The organism is Pseudoalteromonas sp. Isolate3 (assembly GCF_022398505.1).
Taxonomy (GTDB): Bacteria; Pseudomonadota; Gammaproteobacteria; order Enterobacterales; family Alteromonadaceae; genus Pseudoalteromonas; species Pseudoalteromonas apostichopi.
Window position 1 is genome coordinate 1 of record NZ_JAKEVN010000088.1, and the last position, 18,426, is coordinate 18,426.

Consider the following 18,426-nt stretch of genomic DNA (forward strand, 5'->3'; position numbering starts at 1 on the left):
TTATTAATTAAATAAGGAATTTCTACCTTAAATATAATAACTTACTTACGAAGTACTTTAACTTTTTCAACGCTCGTGATTTGAGCTTCTACGCGACGATTCTCTGCATGTGCCTCAAGTGTATACGCTTTATTTTTCAAACGCTCTTCACCATAGCCAACCGTAGAGATTCTATCTGAAGAAATGCCGTCTTTAACTAGCTCTTCAGCAACATCTTTAGCACGCTTTTCAGAAAGCATCATGTTGTAATCAGCGTCACCAACTGCTGATGCATGCCCTTCAAGTACTACTGAAGTACCTTCATTTTCTTTCATAAAGGCTGCAACATCTGCAATGTCGCTAAAGTATTGATTAGGTACTTCTGCAACGTCATGCGGGAACGTAACTAGTAAAGTTATAGTTGCCTCTTTTTCTTCATATAGAGTACAACCAGTGCTGTCGACAGCATCAGTCATCGGTGTGTTTGCACACTGATCATCTGCATCCATTACACCGTCATTATCACTGTCAGTTGGTGCAGCGACTACAGGTGCAGGCTCTACCGGAGCAGGCGCACTTTGATCGCCAAAGATATAGCTAATACCTAGTTTAGCACCAACATCTGTATAACCACGATCAAGACCTTGGTATAAAGATGTTTCAGCATTAAAAGCAAAGTTATCTGTGAAGTAGTGCTGGTAACCAGCACCTACGTTTGCGAACATTAGATCTTCGTCAACTGCATCCAGATTTTTAAGACCGAAAATACCGTAGAAAGGGCCGCCACCTAAATGGTATAGCGCATCGATACCGTAGCGCTTGCCGCTTTCTGAACCACTTACAGATGTGCCATCATTAAGCTCTGCATTCCAATCGAAGTCCATATCAGCGTACTCTAAACGAGCGCTCCAATAATCGCTAAAACGATAACCTAATTCCAGACCCCATCCAGTTGAATCATCTACATTTAATCCACCTGGCGGATAATCGCGAACATTTTCCCAAGAGTTATCATAGTAATCGCCGAATGCGCCAATATAAAAACCTTCTTTTTCGGCAGCGAAGCCTGTTGTACTAGTTGCAGCAAGTGCTAACGCAATAGTAAGTGATTTTAGTTTCATTATTTCCTTCCCATTTTCACAATAAAGCTATTGAAGCTAATGTATTTCGAGTACTTAAAACTATATAGCAGCTTAAAAACTAATTTAATGAAATTTTATAAACAGCTATATTTTATATTTACTAATACTTTACTATTAATAAAAGTAATCTATTCAGTGGCAATTTATACTAATTAAAACTTTCAAACTACCAGCATAGTAGTGTAACACCACTTAAAGCAATAATTTACTTTAAATCAATGATATCACCAGTCAATGTCCTGCTCAATCTACGAACATTTTAAAGCGATAAATAACTTTTTTCTTTCAGAGGTGTAACTATCATTTATGTGCCACAGAAAGTTTGATAGTTTTTGTCACCATCACTTGGCAACTCGTACCAACTTTGATGTTCTTTAAAGTATGTGTATGGCTCTGAAATCACTTCAAGAAAATCATTTAATAATAAGCTACTACCTGCTTTTTCAAATTCAGCTATTATGCTTTCTATATTATGATTACGCGGGATGACTGCAGGATTAACGGCTCTCATGACGCTGTAACTTTCAGCAGTTGTTCTTAGCTTCCACTTTAAAACCCACCCTTTCAACCTACAATCCACAGTAAAATCACTTACTAAAGATTCAGTGAGTGCATTAAATGTATTGGTATAATCAAGTTGATGCTGCTTCATTAAAGCAAGTAATTCTGAAACCAAAACATGATCACCTTCTTGCTGACCTGCTAACCCTAATTTCTGCTGCCACATAGCATTAAATGCATCATTAAATTTATCAGCAAAACCATTCACAACCGACGAAAGTTTTTCTACGGCACCATCTTGCTCATCAAATAAAGGAATCAAGCTTTCAGCTAAACGCGCAACATTCCAATTGGCAATATTGGGCTGATTACCAAATGAATAGCGCCCTTGGTGATCAATCGAACTGAACACCGTGTCTAGGTCAAACTGGTTCATCATCGCACATGGGCCATAATCGATAGTTTCACCACTAATCAAAGTGTTGTCGGTATTCATTACACCATGTATAAAGCCAACTCGCATCCAACTTACGACCAGCTCAACTTGTTTATCTAATACAGCAGTTAAAAACTCAATGTAGCGTTGCTCACCAGCACTGCTAATTTCAGAGAAATGACAATTAATTGCGTAATCGACCAGCTTTTCTAGCCCTTCAATATCCCCTTGCGTTGCTAAGTATTGAAATGAGCCGACACGAATATGACTTTTAGCTAAACGAGTAACTACGGCGCCTGGACGAGGCGGTTGGCGATATACCATTTCGCCAGTTGTAACCACAGCTAAACAGCGTGTAGTTGCGATGCCAAGCGCATAAAGTGCCTCACTCATGATGTACTCTCGTACAGCTGGACCAATTGCACAGCGACCATCACCACCACGAGAAAATACAGTTGCGCCAGCGCCTTTTAGCTGTAAGTCCCACAATGTGCCATCTTGATCTGCAATAGCACCAAGTAAATGTGCTCTGCCATCACCCAGACGCGGTGAAAAATGACCAAATTGATGACCTGAGTAACCAAGTGCAACTGGTGCAACGTCGTTACTTATTGTTGAACCAGTTAAGAATTTAGCTAAAAACTCGCTGTCATGATTAATCGAAAAATGATCAGCTAACTGATCATTAAACAGTAGCAATTTAGGCTCAGCTACAGCACTAGGCATATCTTCAATCGTGAGCAGTTCACTAATGTCTGTGTATCGAGGTTGCAGTTTCATAATTTTCCTTAACGCGTCGCTACACCTACGCGGTTATCACCTACACCATAGGCAACAAGCTGACTAAGTGCCTGCAGACTATAGCCACTTTGCTGTTGTAATTCATTGAAGAAGTTTTGCGCTGACTGTAGTGACTTTTTAGTTTGTAAGCCACCGTCTATCAACTCGTGGGCACGCAAGTAGGCTTCTACATCACGAGAAAGCAAGAAGGTATCTTTACCTAGCGCCCGTAAAGCGTATGGGCCAGTATTCCCGCCTAAACGTGCACCATGCTTTTTGAGATAAGCCCATAACCCAATAATATTATCACTTGGCCAGTCAGCAATAAACTGACTAAAGCTGCCATGTTTCTCCGCGACTTCATGGATCATATACGCATTTTCAGGGATTGTTTGTACTTTTTTAAAATTACGAACAATTCGTTCATCACTGGCTTTTTGCTCGAGCATATCCGGCGGCATCATTAACAATTTTTCAATGCTAAAATCCCAAAACACTTCGCAAAAACCAGCCCATTTATTGTTAATAACTGACCAATAAAAACCACTTTGAAAGATTTTACGAGTAAACTCTTCTAACCATAAATCATCATGCATTTTGGCAATATCAGTATCATCGAGCGGGTTTGATAGCAGTGCACGCAGCATGTCTTCGCTACCCTTTCGAGATACGGCTCGCTGATAAATATCGTTAAATTTTTCCATCATTTTTCCAATTTATTTGGTTAACGCTAAGTGTACGTAAAAACACGGTTATACGTAACCATGTTGCAAAATTGGTCACTAAAAAACAAACTCATCAGCTTGACACCTAGATGGCTAAAATGCTTTAATCGCCGCCAATACCCTATTTAACTATGTTGGCTTTTACCTTAAAAGCGAGCATAAAGGGCTGGAAGAGGTGCGTTATTCAGGTAACGTATGGGAAGAGCACAGACTCTGTTGATCATACGTGAGGGGAATTAACGCCGAGAAGTAACACCGTTTGTGAGGTGCTTATTTCGGGCGACTGGGCTGAATCCCAGCGACTGTCACCAACAATAGCAAAGCGCTATTGATTAGTTTGGTGGAGAGCTTCTGGTCTTAGTATAATAAGGCCGTCGCGTCTTTATTATTTTAAGCCCATTCGCTCTTCGAATTATACCTTGTTCGAATGACGACATGCGGCCCCATTCAAATGTTCCCGCATATACTCTTCGAATACCTTATAAGTTCGTGAGAGATGATCAACAATTTTGATTTAAATGACTATCCATTATGGACAGCGCTTGTCACGCCATTTTCTGAATCTGGCGAGGTCGATTACACGGCCCTAGAGCAACTGGTCACTGAACAGCAAGCCGCAAATAACGGCATTTTATTGCTTGGCAGTACCGGTGAAGGACTAGCGCTTTCACTTAAAGAACAACAAGCCATTGTCGAGCATGTTTGCCAATTGGCACCGAGTGTGCCACTGATGATCGCTGTGGGTGGCATGAACCTAAAGCAGCAAATTGCATGGGTTGAATACTGCAATCAGCTGCCAATTCATGGCTACCTGTTAGGCTCACCTCTGTATGCAAAACCTGGTGTTGTGGGTCAAACACATTGGTTTGAAAGCCTACTTAACGCAAGTCATCACCCTTGTATGTTGTATAACGTACCAGGGCGCAGCGCAGTTGAAATTTCACCACAGGTAATTAAAAACCTTGCCGACCACAAAAACCTTTGGGCTTTAAAAGAAGCCAGCGGCGATATTAGCAAGTTTGAAGGCTTTAGAACGGCATCGCCAAAACTTGCCATTTTCAGTGGCGATGATGCACTTATGCCGTATTTTGCTCAAGCCGGTGCAAAAGGTTTAGTTTCGGTTGCCGCTAATGCTTGGCCAAGCCAAACCCATGAGTTTGTTAAACGCTGTTTAAGTGGTCAATACCCAAATCTATTCACTGATTGGTCGCAAGCAATTCAAAGTCTATTTGCTGTAGCAAACCCAATCCCCGTAAAAGTACTGATGCACCTGCAAGGTAAAATAAATACCCCGCATTTACGTCCGCCACTTACGCATTTAGAGCTTGAGCAAACAGACGGCATCACCCACGCAAATAACACTATTTTATCTTGGAACTAAAAACAGGTTTTATCATGAGCTGGTTAGAATTATTAAACAACTTAGAATCAGGCGCAGTTCGCGCAGCAACACAAGACGAGAACGGCAACTGGCATGCTAATATTGAAGTTAAACAAGGCATTTTAGAAGCATTTAAAAATGGCACTAACACCGAGTTCCCAGGTGGTTTTGTTGATAAGCACAACTTAGCACCACAAGGCTTTGCAGCAGATGCAGGCGTACGTATGGTACCAGGTGGTAGCAGTGTTCGTCGTGGTGCACACGTTGCTAAAGGCACTATTATTATGCCACCAGCGTATGTGAATATTGGCGCGTTCATCGACGAAGGTACTATGGTCGACAGCCACGCATTAGTGGGTTCATGTGCACAAGTGGGTAAAAATGTTCACCTAAGTGCAGCAGTACAATTAGGTGGCGTGCTTGAGCCTATTGGTGCAAGCCCAGTGGTTATTGAGGATGATGCATTCATCGGCGCAGGCTGCGTAATTGTTGAAGGTGTAGTTGTGAAAAGAGGCGCGGTACTTGCGCCGGGTGTGCGTTTATCTGCAACCATTCCAGTCTACGACTGTATTAATGAGCGCCAGTTAAACAAAGGTGAAGCAATCCCAGAAAACGCGATTGTGATCCCAGGTTCTCGTCCTGCTTCAAACGCATGGGCTCGTGAGCAAGGCCTAAGCATGTCTTGTGCATTGATCGTGAAATACCGAGATGAACAAAGCGATGCATCATTACTGTTAGAAGAGGTTTTACGTTAATGAGCTTTATGAGCACGCCCATCAAGCAAGCAGTTGAACAAGTAGCAACGCACCTTGATACGCCATTTTTTATCTATGATTTAGATAAATTAACTGCACATTTAAATCAACTGACGGCGCAAACCGATGTGAAACTTTGGTACGCAGTCAAGGCCAACCCGCTGTCTCGCATTATTCAATGTTTAGACAGCGCAGGGTTTAATTTTGATGTTGCAAGTAAAGGTGAACTTGAGCAAGTACTTGCTCAAGGCATCGATAGCGAGCGCGTACTCAATACTGGGCCTGCAAAGAGCCCTAAACAAATTTCACATTTTATTGCTCGCGGTGTACGTACTTTTGTGGCCGAGAGCATTAACCAAGTTCGCTGGTTAAACGAACAAGCAACAAAAGCAAATTGCCAGCTGCAAGTATTATTGCGTGTACAACTACGTTGGCCAGACAGTGAAAAGAACCCACTTGGCGGCGATAGTCTCACCCCCTTTGGTTTGGGCTGTGATGAATGGCAAGCACTAACAGTAAGTAATTACCCAGCACTTAACTTTGATGGTCTGCATATTTTCCAATGGGGCAACATGCTCAGCACCGATAAACTCGCTGAGCTATGGCGTGCCATGATTGAGCCATTACAACGACTCGCTAACTCATTAAATATTAACCTTAATGTTCTCGATTTGGGTGGTGGCCTAGGCATTCCTTATACTCAAGATGCTAACCGACTTGATTGGTCTGCACTTATCGAGACTCTGGCGAGCATTAAAGCGGATGCCGGTGTCAATGAGCTTTGGATGGAACTTGGTCGCTATGCAGTGGGCGAATGTGGTCATTACGTAACGCCGATTGTTGAGCGTAAAGAAAATTACAATCAACAGCAGGTGATTTTATCAGGCGGTATTAACCATTTACTTCGCCCAGCTGTGACAAGCCAAGATTTTCCTGCGGCGTTACTACGCGAATCGACGGCTGAGCCTGCAGCAATGACGTTATACGGCCCACTTTGCACCGCGCTTGATTGCTTAGGTGAGCACCTCTTAGCTAGCGATTTAAATGAGCAAGACTGGTTGGTATTCAGCCAGTGTGGCGCATACGGCTTTACCGAAAGTATGCCGTACTTTTTATGCCACGAATTAGCGGCTGAATACATCCTTGAACAAGGCAGTATTGAGTGCATCCGTAGCGTTGAAGATGCTAGCTATTATTTAAGGTAATCGCCATGAGTAAAGAACTAATCAGCCAAGAGAATATTGTGGTTGGCGAGATTGCCAACGGCCTTCCACTGACAATCCCTGTGTATCGCTTAAAAGGCGATGGCACAGGACCAAGCGTGTATATACAAGCTAATATGCATGGCGCAGAAGTACAAGGTAATGCAGTAATTTATCAGTTACTTGAACAGCTAAAATCTCTAAAGCTACGTGGCGACATTACTCTTGTGCCTTATGCCAACCCAATTGGTTGTAACCAAAAATCAGGTGAGTTTACTCTAGGTCGCTTCGATCCAATTACTGGTACCAACTGGAACCGCATGTACCGCTTTAACAAAGCATTACCCTCACAGATTGCTGAACTGCACAAAGGCAGTGATGATGCGACTCTTAAAGCTGCATTCAAAGAGGCACTCGTTACTGACATCGACAGCCAACTAACCGGTCCTGACTACAGCTTAACAACAGGTAAGCGCATTGCTCTGAACCTGCAAAAGCTTGCGCATCAGGCGGATATTGTTTTAGACCTACACACAGGACCTATCTCAAGTCAGCACCTCTATTGCCCAGAATATGCCAAAGACAGCGCAAGCTATTTCAACATTGAACATATCTTATTGATCCCAAGTGACTTTGATGGAGCGATGGATGAAGCGAGCTTCTGTCCTTGGTGGTCGCTTTCTGAAGAACTTGCCAAACAAGGCCGTGAATTTGCAGTTCAAGTTGAAGCATTTACCGTTGAATTAGGTAGCCAAGAAAAAATCGATTTAAGTGCAGCCCTTGAAGATGCAAATAGTATTTTAAGTTACCTCACTCACAAAGAGGTATTTGTGGATGCTGCTTATAAACCAAAAGCGATAACACGCTATGCCTGTATGCTTGAAGATTATGTTGCTTACTATGCGCCTATGGGTGGCATGGTGGAATATCTTGCCCCGCTTGGAGGCCATGTAAAAGCAGGCGAGCCTATAGCCCACATTTTAAGAATGGAGCGCTACCTTTCTGAGCAACCTCTTCAAACATTAAGTTTTGATAAAGACGCCATCGCTATTTTGCATTTTGCTTCAGCAAGCGTGAATCAAGGTACTGAACTTTATAAGTTTTTTACAAACATATTTGAGCTATAAGCTCACACCTTCTCATTGCGTGAGAGTCGACGGCTTATGCCCTTAGGCCGTTACAGTAGAGCTCCAAGCTTAGCTTGGGGCTCTCTATTTACCCAAAATTTCAACAATTCAGTACAAGTTCACGGTTACTTATGTAAAAATCGTTATAATTATACCTACTTACAAGTCTACTGAAAGGGAACTGCAATGGGATGGCGCATTTGGCTGGCAGCCGCTGGCTTATTTTCTGTACCTGTATTCGCTCAAACTGAACAACCACAAACTAACGAACAAGATGACGCGCTAGAACTCGTAAAGCAGTGTATTTTGAACGAAGCTATTGGCGGTGACGGTAAACAAACACTCGAAGAACTTCGTAAAAAGTGCTCTGACTTAGACGAGAGCAAAAAGCTCACGGCTTTAGACAAACGCAAAGCTCGTGAAGAAGTGAGCAAGAAAAACCGTAATGTAATCACTCCACATAAGCGTAACTACATTTTACCGCTCTCTTACGTGTCTAACCCTAATGAGCGCCCTTTTGATGGTTTAAAAGACCTTGCTGAAGAGGTCGATGGCGAACCACTCGATAACCTTGAAGTGAAATACCAACTATCAATTAAAGTACCTATCTTCGAAGGCTTCTCAGATAAAGACCAAGGTATCTTTTTTGCTTTTACATTGCAGTCGTTTTGGCAGTTTTATAACAAAGATATTTCATCACCATTTCGTGAAACCAATTACGAACCGGAGATATTCTGGATGAACTATCTTGATCCTGAGCATGTACTGTGGGGTGATGAAATGGCAATCGCAATTGGTGCCTCGCATCAATCTAATGGTCGAAGCCAACCTAATTCACGCTCGTGGAACCGTATCTATGCTGATTTCTTATGGGAAAAAGATGGCTTTGTATTTAGCTTTAAGCCGTGGTATCGCATTCCTGAAGATAAAAAAGATGATGAGCTAAAAGCACGTGGCGATGATAATCCAGATATCTACAAATACATGGGTTATTTTGAATTCTCAGGTGCATACCGTTACAACGAGCATGAATTCAGCTTTATGACGCGTAATAACTTAAACTCAGATAACCGTGGTGCAATCCAGTTAGATTGGTCTTTTCCTCTTTGGGGCAGGTTACGTGGTTACGCACAATACTTTAATGGCTATGGCGAGAGCTTGATTGACTACAATGCTGATATTGAACGCTTTGGTGTCGGTATTCTGTTAACTGACTTGCTTTAACTGTAATAAAGAGCGAGCTTTAGTTAGCTCGCTCTAAATAGTCGTTATTTTTTAACGATGAAGTGACCTTCAAATTCTGCTACTAACACATCACCATCGTATACATTTACTGGCACATGGTAGCTTGCTTTACCATTAGACTCTAAATCCGCTAACTTACCTTTACAACCAGCCAATTCAACGCTCCCGCGAGGGTCGTTATTCAGTGGCTTGAGGTATTTAATATTAGCATCAGCTAACACGATATTTCCTTCAAGGCCTGCTTCTTTCAGCGCAAGGTAAGTTGTTCCCCACCCTGTTAGCGTTGCTAAACTATAAATAGAACCAGCAAACATTGTATTATGAAGGTTTAAGTTCGCATCTAAATCAGCACGAGTAGTAAACTGCCAATCAGTATAGCTTTCAACTTTAATCCCCATCGCATCACTGATTGGAATCGACTCACGCCAAGTATTTTGTAGTACTTGTGTCCAGTTTGGATGACGAAACCAACCCGGTTCAGACGGTTTTTGTTTTACCATTTTCCAGTGCTGCACATCGTCATACGCGAGATGCGCTTTTTCTTTTACTTCGTAGCCATGACGCTTGTAGAAATCAAGCGCGCGTTCACGAGCAAACAATACCAATTCATCGGCATCTTGAGTCCATGCTATTTTTTCTAATTCATGTAATAAACGACTACCGATATGCTGGTTACGGTTACCTTCAGCCACCGCCATATAGCGAACTTGCGCTTGCTGATGATTATTAAAATGTAGGCGAGCTACACCTAAAACTTCGCCGTCATTATTTTTGATAAAGCGGTGCTCTGCGTCTTGCTCCAAGTCATCTTGCTCAGAACCACGCGGCTCGCCCCAAGGCGCTCTTAAAACCTGCCAACGTAGTGAATAATACGCTTGCCAATCTTCGCTGCTTTGTGGGGTGGTCACTTTAAACATAAAAACTCCTGTGATAATTCAGCCACTGTCTGTTGTTTTTCTCACGTGGCCTTTGGAATGCGAATTACGATACGCGATCTTCTAACAAGTTGGAATAATACTTTGGTGACCCAGTCTAAATTATTATTCCAAGCTGTAAAAACTAATGCACAATTGCACTTTATGCCTACTGGTCTATGCTGAAATAATTGTCTTATTTTTATAAATAAATAGCTAAAGGCCCGAAATATGGAACATTTTATTGAACCCAGTGGCGCAGTAAAACATAGTTTTATTGAGGACTGCCACCGATTAGGGCAACTCATCTATTGGCATAAGCAAGGCAATTACAGTATTCAAGTTAGACAACTTAACCAATTACGCTGGTTACTGATCAACGAAACTCTACAATCCGTCATTGAGAAACGTCGCCCTGCGAGGTTGCTTTTTCCTCATTTACAATACCTTGCAAAGCTTTGGCAAGACTTAGAAGAGCCTAAAAAAATTTTAGAATTAGGGTTAGGTGGCGGTGCTATTCGTAACTACTTACAGCACACCTACCCCGACAGCCAGCTGACATCAGTTGATAAAAATCCCGACATAATCCACTGCTATAAACGCTACTTTGGTGGCGATCATGCCAATAATCTACACTGTTTTGATGCGCAACAAGTTTTAGAGCAAAATAACAAATACAATTGGATTATCTTAGATTTATTCAGTGAAGTAGACGCACCGCTATTTTTATATAAGCACCAGTTTTACACTAAATTAAGAGCTGCAATGGCAAAAGGTGGTTTATTGTTTATTAATTTTTTATCTAATCACCCATCGCAACTAAAGCAACTTGAGCACCTACTGATCACCGAGTTTGGTAAGCGCCCAAGTATTGTGAAAATCCCAGACTATGTGAACCACATAGTGATGATCAAAAAGTAAAAATACTTATACCAACCCGCTTAATTAAGTAGTCTATTTTGAGTCAATAAAACCTCGTTGATAACAAGGCAAAAATTTCGTTATTTAGTTGTTCTAAATGAGAAATTTTTAACGCAGTTAGCGACAGGTTTAATCCCTCAAAATGATTAAGTATTATTGCGAGTTGGTATTACACAGCTAAATTAAAAGTAACTGGACCATCGTTGCATAAGCTTACTTGCATATCAGCACCAAAACGCCCAGCAGCGACTGTTAGGCCCGATTTTTTAGCTTCAGCGATAAAATACTCATAGAGCGTATTTGCTTGTTCAGGTGTGCCAGCACTTGAGAAGCTCGGACGCATGCCCTTTTTAGTGTCAGCTGCTAACGTAAACTGCGAAACCACTAATAGCTCACCCTTAATATCCTTCAAACTTAAATTCATCTTTCCTTGTTCGTCGGTAAAAATGCGGTAATTACTGACTTTATGTAAAAGCTTCTGAGCGCTTTGCTCGGTGTCTTGTTTTTCAACACCTAATAACAACAAAATACCTTGTGAAATTTCACCCACTACCTCGCCTGCCACTTCTACTTTTGCCTGTTTTACTCTTTGAATTAAGCCTTGCATTGATCCCTCGATAACTTGATATACATTAAATCTGCGGCACGTCGCATTGCCGCCAAATATACCTGATTATCGCTGCTGTGCCCAATGCCATCTAAAATCAATAATTGTGCATTTAACTGTTCAGCAAGCTGCTGTACCGCACTATATCGACAGATCAAATCGGCGCGGCCATGAATAAACCAAATAGGTAAATGAGTAAGTAAATGTGCATTTTCTGCGATAAAGGCCTCTTCGATAAAGCAGTGATTACGAAAATAATGCACCATTAACCTTGCTTGATTTAACCCTACATGGGGCTCTTGTAAACCCCAGTTTGTTAATGGCTCACCATGGCACAGCACCTGTTCCCAATGACACCATAGTTTGGCAAATTTACTTGCTTTTATTTGATCGTCACTGTTTAACTGTTGCTGATAAAAATCGAGTAAGGCATGCCAATCGGAGTAATTGTGCGCAAACTCATTGAAGCACTCTGGATAAAAATGCGCGCCGGCTCCATTTTTTGTATAGAGCCATTCAAAGTCGCTATTACAAGCTAGAAAGCTGGCCCGTAAAATAAGTCCTGCAATATGTTCCCGATGATTTATTGCGTATACAAGTGCCAACGTGGCGCCCCAAGATTCGCCACAAACAAGCCACTTATCAATACCTAACTGGTTGCGTAACAACTCAAGGTCTGCGACTAATTCGGAAGTGGTATTTTTAGATATATCATGAGGTGAAGAATGACCACAGCCACGCTGGCTGAACATGATCACCCGAAAACGTTCTAAGTCGAAAAAGCGGCAATTTTCTGGGCACAGCCCCGCGCCAGGACCGCCATGACATAACACCACTGCAATTCCCGTAGACGCACCATATTCTTGAACATGGATTTGATGACCATCACCAACACTCAAATGATAGTCACGGTTAGCAACATAATGTGGATGTAACTGCACCTCGCTCTCCTTAGGTGCAGTATATTTAAACCTCTATATCAGGCGTGTCCTCAATATTCTCAGGGCTGATACATACAGTAAATTCTGCACCGAGTAATACGACAATCCACGACAAATACACCCATACAAACAGAATAGGTATTGTTGCCAACGCCCCATAAATAACCTCGTACGATGGGAAGTGACTGATGTACAAAGCAAAGCCTTTTTTTGTCAGCTCAAACAACATAGCTGCAAACAAAGCGCCTGGAATTGCCGCTCTAAATGGAACTCGTGTGTTAGGAACTAAAGTATAGAGCATAATGAAGCCAATCATTGAAATTATGTAAGGTAATAATTTCAATAAAAAGCCGCTAAATCCGGGAATCCCCTGATCAGCAAATGACACTAAAGAGACAATGTATGAGGTCACACCAATACTTGCACCTAGTAGTACAGGGCCTAAACTGAGCACCATCCAGTATACGGCAAACGAAATCATCATTGGGCGTTTTTTCTTAATACGCCAAATTCGGTTTAATGTAGCATCAACATTCCGGATAAGTAGTAAGGAAACCGCTGCTAAAAAGCCCACACCGACAGCAGTCATTTTATTAGCATTACCTGCAAAAGCACTGATATGCTCTTTAATTACATCTGTAGAGGTCGGCACAAGATTAGTAAACAAAAAGTTTTCTATGGTCACCAATGTGCTTTCGAACCCAGGAAAAGCAGAAAAGATTGCCACACCGACAGCGACTAAAGGTACGATTGATAACAGGGTTACATAAGCCAAATAACCAGCATTTACAGTGATTTGATCGTCAATACAACGATTAAGATACTGCATCCACCAAGTAGGTTGTTGCTTCAAGAAAATGCTTATTTGCAGCTTATAACGACTGAGCTTCTCATCCATAGAATCTAATTTCTGCTAAAATGTTTTGATAATCATAGCAATCCACCACATAATTTGAAATGACAGGTACCTAAAAAGGATTCTCAATGAAAAAACTGACACTTTTAAGTGCACCACTATTTGCAGTAACAATGGCATTAACAGGCTGTCAGTCAGCTTATTACTCAGCCATGGAGTCTGTCGGTGTGCATAAGCGCGACATATTAGTTGATCGCGTAGAAGAAACAAAAGAGGCGCAGCAAGAATCGCAAGAAGAGTTTCAATCAGCATTAGATAGATTAACCACACTAATCAACTTTGAAGGTGGTGAACTACAAGATGCCTACAATCAACTTAATGATGACTACGAGTCGAGCTTAGCGGCAGCGAATGATGTAACAAGTAACATCAATAAAGTAGAAGATGTAGCTGAAGCCCTATTTGATGAATGGGCCGATGAGCTAGAGCAATACAAAAGCGCCTCACTAAAACGTGAAAGCAGCAAAAAGCTCAATGCAACTAAGCGCCAATTTGATCAACTACTTCGCTCAATGCGCAGTGCAGAAAGCAAAATGGAGCCGGTATTATCATCACTACATGATAATGTTCTGTATTTAAAACATAACCTCAATGCGCAGGCTGTTACTGCAATCAAAGGTGAGTTCACAAGCCTAAAACGCGATATAAAAGTGTTAATGGACGACATGAACAAATCAATTGAAGACTCTAATAAGTTCATTGAGCAAATGAATAAAGCGGGCTAACCAACTCAAGCTATTAGTAACAAAAGCCTACTTAAACGTAGGCTTTTTTGTGTAACCTCTTGTTACTTTTTAATGATTTATCTTAAATTTTATTTTGCTAAACTCACGGCAAAGAATAAAAAGTAAACATGGTATGCATTTAAAAACTCTCTCAACACTTATTGCAGCAGCACTCTTGAGTGCATGCAGTAATTCAAACACTGTTAATGTTATTGCCGGTGAAGGCACCATCACTCCATTAAAAACCGAGGGTGAGTACGAAGGTCGCTACCACAACCTTTATCCTGGTGATAAAGAATACCCAACAACCTGCACTGACAATTGCTATGAAGCGTCAGAACTACTCGTGTGCGACGACAGCAACTCACAATGCCAATATCAAGCACAGCAAAATGTACCTGCAATCAACTCAGGCTTTAAGGTTCGTTGGTTAGGCCATGCTAGCTTTTATATTCAGTCACCCAATGGTGAACAGCTGTTGTTTGACCCTGTTAAGGATCAGTTTGATTCACCCGTAGACTTAGCCTTTAAGCTAGCAGGGGGCATCTATCGCAAACCCGGTTTTTGGCCATCAAAAGTACAACTTAATGGCTTAGATGCGGTAATGTACTCACATATTCACTATGACCATTTTAACAAAGCGGATATAGAAGAAATTGGCAATGCTCCGCGCTATTTAGTGCCATTAGGGTTTGCAGATAACTTCCCGACGGGTGGCTTTAATATTTCAGAAATGGCATGGTACGCAAGTACACAAATTAATGACTTAACTGTTAATGCGGTGCCAGCGCACCATTTTAGTAGCCGTATTATGGTGCCTTTCATTTACGACGACCACAACAAAGATCTCTGGAATGGCTGGTTACTAGAACAAAATGGTAAAACCTTATTTTTTGCTGGCGATACCGGTTACTCAAAACATTTTCAAGATATTAACCAAAAATATGGCGAGATTGATGTGTGTTTGCTGCCGATAGCTTCCTATTACCATGAAGAAAATGGCAAATGGTATCGTTATGTTCACACAACGCCAGAAGATGCATTAAACGCGGCAGAGGAACTAAGCTGTAAAGTGATGATCCCATGGGGTTATGGCAACTCAAGCTGGCAAATGGGTGATCACTCGAGTCACTCTGCGTTATTGAGATTACTACATATGCAAAAGCAGATGAACAGCCAAGTTCCTCTTTACATATTAAATGAAGGCGAGCAAGTGTCACTGTAGTGACACCTGCAAGCATTACATCGTATGTTTGAGCAATGAGTCACGTAAAGCTAGCATAAGTTTATGCGCGCTTCCTGCAGACATGGCTAATGGGTTAAATTCGCTGGTCCCTGAATATTTAAGATTAATAGGGCTTACTTGTTTAGTGTAAGGAATATAACCCATAGACCAATTTTCAAATTCCCTTTCATAAATTTCACAATAATTCAGCATGATAATATTACGATGACGCTTGTCATTAAGAATACGATGATAAGTCTCATTCACTGCTTTTCGTGACCCTTCGAGGCATTGCATAAAATGAGAACTATTAAAACAAAGTAGCCCTGTTACATTACATTTAGCATTATTCTGTTTAGCTTTCTCTAGAATATTTTCGATGTCATTAGGTCCAAATCCATCGCTAATTTCACTTGTGTAAATCAGTCTAACTAAATACATCTTACTCTCCTGCAAGGTAGATTTAGAAAAGATAGTACAAGTGGGGGGGTTAGTAAAAAGTTGCGAGTTGCTCATTAAACTAAATAGTTAGGTTAGAAATACAAAAAATAAGCAAAGCTATAGCTCTAATAGCAATGTTGGAACAATTCACTCCTAGTGAATGAGCTTAGGCTAAATTCCAGTGGCATTAACTTTGTTATGGAAATATTTTCCTAAAATTCCTGTAGGTAGCGATAAAACATTAATCACTGTGGTACGAAATATTACGCCAACAAGAAAAGTAATATCAAGGTCAGGATTACCATCCCACTCAGGTTGGGACATTAGTTGCGACACATAGTGTAAGTCACTTGCGATCTGACGGCTGACGGCTGACGGCTGACGGCTGACGGCTGACGGCTGACGGCTGACGGCTGACGGCTAATCATACAACAAAAAACCGCCGTATTTTTCAATACGGCGGTTTTAATTTTGAAAAACTAAAAGACCTTATTAGTCTTTAGCTGCACGACTCGCACGTTTACGCTCACTTTCAGTTAAGTGACGTTTACGAATACGGATGCTCTGAGGTGTAACTTCCACTAACTCATCATCATCGATGAATTCAATCGCTTGTTCAAGCGTATAGTTAAGTGGTGGTGTTAACGTTTGTGCTTCATCTGTACCAGATGCACGAACGTTAGTAAGTTGCTTACCTTTAAGTGCGTTTACTGTTAGGTCGTTATCACGGCTGTGGATACCGATAACCATACCTTCGTAAACTTCAACACCGTGACCGATGAATAACTTACCGCGGTCTTGTAAGTTGAATAATGCGTTAGTAAGTGCTTTACCTGTTGCGTTTGCAATCATTACACCATTCTTACGCGCACCGATAGTACCGCCTTTATGTGGACCGTAGTGATCGAATGTGTGGTAAAGAAGACCAGAACCAGACGTTAATGTCATGAATTCAGTTTGGAAACCAATTAAGCCACGGCTTGGGATCATAAAGTCCATACGTACACGGCCTTTACCATCTGGAGACATGTCTGTTAGTTCACCCTTACGAAGACCAATTTGTTCCATGATAGAACCTTGGTGCTCTTCTTGACAGTCGATTGTAAGTGTTTCGTATGGCTCTTCTTTTTGACCATCAACTTCACGAAGGATTACTTGTGGACGAGAAACCGCAAGCTCGTAACCTTCACGACGCATGTTCTCGATTAAGATACCTAAGTGTAACTCACCACGACCAGAAACACGGAAGCTATCTGGATTGTCAGTTTCTTCAACACGTAGTGCTACGTTGTGTACAAGCTCAGCTTGTAAACGCTCAAGGATGTTACGTGAAGTTACGAATTTACCTTCTTTACCAGCAAATGGTGATGTGTTTACAGAGAACGTCATTGTTACTGTAGGCTCATCAACGCTTAGCGGTGGTAATGCTTCAACGGTATTTACATCACAGATAGTGTCTGAGATTTTCAGCTCACCAAGACCTGTGATAGCAATGATGTCACCCGCGCCTGCAGATTCTGCTTCATGACGCTCAAGGCCTAAGTAGCTCATTACTTGGCCAACTTTACCGTTACGCTTAGTACCGTCTGCACTAACAATTGTTACTTGTTGGTTAGGACGAACAGTACCACGCTTGATACGACCTACACCGATAACACCGATGTATGAGTTGTAGTCAAGCTGAGAAATTTGCATTTGGAAAGCACCTTCAGGATCTGCATCCGGTGGAGATACTTCGTCAACGATCATCTTGAACATTGGTTCCATGTTATCTGATGGCTCGTCTAAATCCATTGTTGCCCAGCCGTTGATCGCTGATGCATAGATTACTTTAAAGTCTAACTGTTCGTCAGTTGCACCTAGGTTATCGAATAAATCGAAAACTTGGTCCATAACCCAGTCAGGACGTGCACCTGGTTTGTCGATTTTGTTGATAACAACAATCGGCGTTAAACCTTGTGCGAATGCTTTTTGCGTTACGAAACGCGTTTGCGGCATTGGACCTTCTTGAGCATCAACAAGTAGTAATACTGAGTCAGCCATCGAAAGTACGCGCTCTACTTCACCACCGAAGTCGGCGTGTCCTGGGGTGTCTACGATATTGATATGGTAGTCGTTCCAAGAAATAGCTGTGTTCTTAGCTAAAATGGTAATACCACGCTCTTTCTCAATGTCGTTTGAGTCCATTACGCGCTCTTCGTTACCGCCGCGCGTTTCTAATGTGCCTGATTGCTCAAGCAGTTTATCAACCAAAGTTGTTTTACCGTGGTCAACGTGGGCGATAATCGCTATATTTCTTAACTTTTCGATGCTCATATTTTTTCTCAGAGAAATTGAATCTCATTGATCCTGCAAGATCTACGCAGTCACCTGCGTTTTCACCAGATGTCCCAGCATAGGATTTAAAAGGGCGCATATTATCCCTTAATAATGGCATGGATGAAAGTTTATCCAATATAAATT

At 41.6% G+C, this 18,426-nt stretch carries 18 protein-coding genes and 1 riboswitch; of the genes, 8 read left to right on the top strand and 10 right to left on the bottom strand.

The genetic code is table 11. The annotated features are described in order from the left end of the window. Positions 1-41: 41 nt before the first annotated feature. From L1D46_RS15140 to L1D46_RS15150, 3 genes are all read right to left on the bottom strand, one after another. Positions 42-1,100: an OmpA family protein gene (locus tag L1D46_RS15140; protein WP_130049982.1), complete on the bottom strand. Its 1,059-nt coding sequence runs from the start codon at positions 1,098-1,100 to the stop codon at positions 42-44. A gap of 325 nt (positions 1,101-1,425) precedes the next feature. After that, positions 1,426-2,838: a protein adenylyltransferase SelO family protein gene (locus L1D46_RS15145; RefSeq protein ID WP_239977791.1), complete on the bottom strand. Its 1,413-nt coding sequence runs from the start codon at positions 2,836-2,838 to the stop codon at positions 1,426-1,428. A gap of 8 nt (positions 2,839-2,846) precedes the next feature. Further along, positions 2,847-3,542 carry a DNA-3-methyladenine glycosylase I gene (locus L1D46_RS15150; RefSeq protein ID WP_130052214.1) on the bottom strand — a complete coding sequence of 232 codons (696 nt, stop codon included), beginning with the start codon at positions 3,540-3,542 and terminating at the stop codon, positions 2,847-2,849. A 183-nt stretch (positions 3,543-3,725) separates the two neighbouring features. Continuing rightward, a riboswitch (Lysine riboswitch) is annotated at positions 3,726-3,922 on the top strand. A gap of 137 nt (positions 3,923-4,059) precedes the next feature. Here L1D46_RS15150 and dapA point away from each other — a divergent pair. The 5 genes from dapA to L1D46_RS15175 all read left to right on the top strand — a co-directional run bounded on the left by dapA (position 4,060) and on the right by L1D46_RS15175 (position 9,252). Beyond that, positions 4,060-4,944, top strand: a complete 885-nt coding sequence (gene dapA / locus L1D46_RS15155) for a 4-hydroxy-tetrahydrodipicolinate synthase (protein ID WP_130049984.1) — start codon at positions 4,060-4,062, stop codon at positions 4,942-4,944. Positions 4,945-4,958: 14 nt separating this feature from the next. Beyond that, positions 4,959-5,699: a 2,3,4,5-tetrahydropyridine-2,6-dicarboxylate N-succinyltransferase gene (locus L1D46_RS15160; protein WP_130049985.1), complete on the top strand. Its 741-nt coding sequence runs from the start codon at positions 4,959-4,961 to the stop codon at positions 5,697-5,699. Continuing rightward, entirely contained in the window at positions 5,699-6,904 is a 1,206-nt protein-coding gene (locus L1D46_RS15165; protein WP_239977792.1) for a PLP-dependent decarboxylase, read from the top strand. Before L1D46_RS15160 ends, L1D46_RS15165 begins: the two co-directional genes overlap by 1 nt. Before the next feature lie 5 nt (positions 6,905-6,909). Continuing rightward, entirely contained in the window at positions 6,910-8,028 is a 1,119-nt protein-coding gene (locus L1D46_RS15170) for a succinylglutamate desuccinylase/aspartoacylase family protein (protein ID WP_239977793.1), read from the top strand. A 186-nt stretch (positions 8,029-8,214) separates the two neighbouring features. Next, positions 8,215-9,252: a phospholipase A gene (locus L1D46_RS15175; protein WP_130049988.1), complete on the top strand. Its 1,038-nt coding sequence runs from the start codon at positions 8,215-8,217 to the stop codon at positions 9,250-9,252. Positions 9,253-9,296: 44 nt separating this feature from the next. On the opposite strand, the gene L1D46_RS15180 is transcribed toward L1D46_RS15175, so the two are convergent. Continuing rightward, on the bottom strand, positions 9,297-10,190 hold the full coding sequence (locus L1D46_RS15180; protein WP_239977794.1) for a bifunctional GNAT family N-acetyltransferase/hotdog fold thioesterase: 894 nt from the start codon (positions 10,188-10,190) through the stop codon (positions 9,297-9,299). Between the two features lie 228 nt (positions 10,191-10,418). Here L1D46_RS15180 and L1D46_RS15185 point away from each other — a divergent pair, with 228 nt between their 5' ends. Then, positions 10,419-11,108: a methyltransferase gene (locus tag L1D46_RS15185; RefSeq protein WP_130049990.1), complete on the top strand. Its 690-nt coding sequence runs from the start codon at positions 10,419-10,421 to the stop codon at positions 11,106-11,108. Positions 11,109-11,277: 169 nt separating this feature from the next. On the opposite strand, the gene dtd is transcribed toward L1D46_RS15185, so the two are convergent. Genes dtd through L1D46_RS15200 form a run of 3 tightly spaced genes read right to left on the bottom strand, consistent with a single transcriptional unit; the run spans position 11,278 to position 13,554 of the window. Further along, positions 11,278-11,715: a D-aminoacyl-tRNA deacylase gene (dtd, locus tag L1D46_RS15190; protein WP_130049991.1), complete on the bottom strand. Its 438-nt coding sequence runs from the start codon at positions 11,713-11,715 to the stop codon at positions 11,278-11,280. After that, a complete protein-coding gene (locus L1D46_RS15195; protein ID WP_239977795.1) occupies positions 11,703-12,656 on the bottom strand; it encodes an alpha/beta fold hydrolase in 954 nt (317 codons plus the stop codon). The genes dtd and L1D46_RS15195 overlap by 13 nt, the downstream gene beginning before the upstream one ends. A gap of 25 nt (positions 12,657-12,681) precedes the next feature. Continuing rightward, positions 12,682-13,554, bottom strand: coding sequence for a virulence factor BrkB family protein (locus L1D46_RS15200; protein ID WP_055198935.1), 873 nt, complete (start codon positions 13,552-13,554; stop codon positions 12,682-12,684). A gap of 86 nt (positions 13,555-13,640) precedes the next feature. On the opposite strand from L1D46_RS15200, the gene L1D46_RS15205 reads away from it, so the two are divergent. Further along, positions 13,641-14,297 carry a DUF2959 domain-containing protein gene (locus L1D46_RS15205; RefSeq protein ID WP_130049993.1) on the top strand — a complete coding sequence of 219 codons (657 nt, stop codon included), beginning with the start codon at positions 13,641-13,643 and terminating at the stop codon, positions 14,295-14,297. Positions 14,298-14,430: 133 nt separating this feature from the next. Next, the gene (locus tag L1D46_RS15210; protein WP_130049994.1) at positions 14,431-15,522 is read left to right on the top strand and encodes an MBL fold metallo-hydrolase; all 1,092 of its coding nucleotides are present in this window, start codon (positions 14,431-14,433) and stop codon (positions 15,520-15,522) included. Between the two features lie 15 nt (positions 15,523-15,537). Here the strand turns inward: L1D46_RS15210 and L1D46_RS15215 are convergent, their stop codons facing one another. The 3 genes from L1D46_RS15215 to L1D46_RS15225 form a co-directional block, all read right to left on the bottom strand. Continuing rightward, on the bottom strand, positions 15,538-15,963 hold the full coding sequence (locus L1D46_RS15215) for a BLUF domain-containing protein (RefSeq protein WP_130049995.1): 426 nt from the start codon (positions 15,961-15,963) through the stop codon (positions 15,538-15,540). 492 nt (positions 15,964-16,455) lie between these two features. After that, a complete protein-coding gene (gene typA / locus L1D46_RS15220; protein WP_130049997.1) occupies positions 16,456-18,279 on the bottom strand; it encodes a translational GTPase TypA in 1,824 nt (607 codons plus the stop codon). Then, positions 18,233-18,426: hypothetical protein (locus L1D46_RS15225; protein ID WP_239977796.1), on the bottom strand; the 194-nt coding region annotated here is incomplete at its 5' end. The genes L1D46_RS15225 and typA, both read right to left, overlap by 47 nt.

Coding starts and splice junctions, on each gene's coding strand:
- L1D46_RS15140 (WP_130049982.1), bottom strand. CDS start 1,100: ATGAAACTAAAATCACTTACTATTGCGTTAGCACTTGCTGCAACTAGT.
- L1D46_RS15145 (WP_239977791.1), bottom strand. CDS start 2,838: ATGAAACTGCAACCTCGATACACAGACATTAGTGAACTGCTCACGATT.
- L1D46_RS15150 (WP_130052214.1), bottom strand. CDS start 3,542: ATGGAAAAATTTAACGATATTTATCAGCGAGCCGTATCTCGAAAGGGT.
- dapA (WP_130049984.1), top strand. CDS start 4,060: ATGATCAACAATTTTGATTTAAATGACTATCCATTATGGACAGCGCTT.
- L1D46_RS15160 (WP_130049985.1), top strand. CDS start 4,959: ATGAGCTGGTTAGAATTATTAAACAACTTAGAATCAGGCGCAGTTCGC.
- L1D46_RS15165 (WP_239977792.1), top strand. CDS start 5,699: ATGAGCTTTATGAGCACGCCCATCAAGCAAGCAGTTGAACAAGTAGCA.
- L1D46_RS15170 (WP_239977793.1), top strand. CDS start 6,910: ATGAGTAAAGAACTAATCAGCCAAGAGAATATTGTGGTTGGCGAGATT.
- L1D46_RS15175 (WP_130049988.1), top strand. CDS start 8,215: ATGGGATGGCGCATTTGGCTGGCAGCCGCTGGCTTATTTTCTGTACCT.
- L1D46_RS15180 (WP_239977794.1), bottom strand. CDS start 10,190: ATGTTTAAAGTGACCACCCCACAAAGCAGCGAAGATTGGCAAGCGTAT.
- L1D46_RS15185 (WP_130049990.1), top strand. CDS start 10,419: ATGGAACATTTTATTGAACCCAGTGGCGCAGTAAAACATAGTTTTATT.
- dtd (WP_130049991.1), bottom strand. CDS start 11,715: ATGCAAGGCTTAATTCAAAGAGTAAAACAGGCAAAAGTAGAAGTGGCA.
- L1D46_RS15200 (WP_055198935.1), bottom strand. CDS start 13,554: ATGGATGAGAAGCTCAGTCGTTATAAGCTGCAAATAAGCATTTTCTTG.
- L1D46_RS15205 (WP_130049993.1), top strand. CDS start 13,641: ATGAAAAAACTGACACTTTTAAGTGCACCACTATTTGCAGTAACAATG.
- L1D46_RS15210 (WP_130049994.1), top strand. CDS start 14,431: ATGCATTTAAAAACTCTCTCAACACTTATTGCAGCAGCACTCTTGAGT.
- L1D46_RS15215 (WP_130049995.1), bottom strand. CDS start 15,963: ATGTATTTAGTTAGACTGATTTACACAAGTGAAATTAGCGATGGATTT.
- typA (WP_130049997.1), bottom strand. CDS start 18,279: ATGAGCATCGAAAAGTTAAGAAATATAGCGATTATCGCCCACGTTGAC.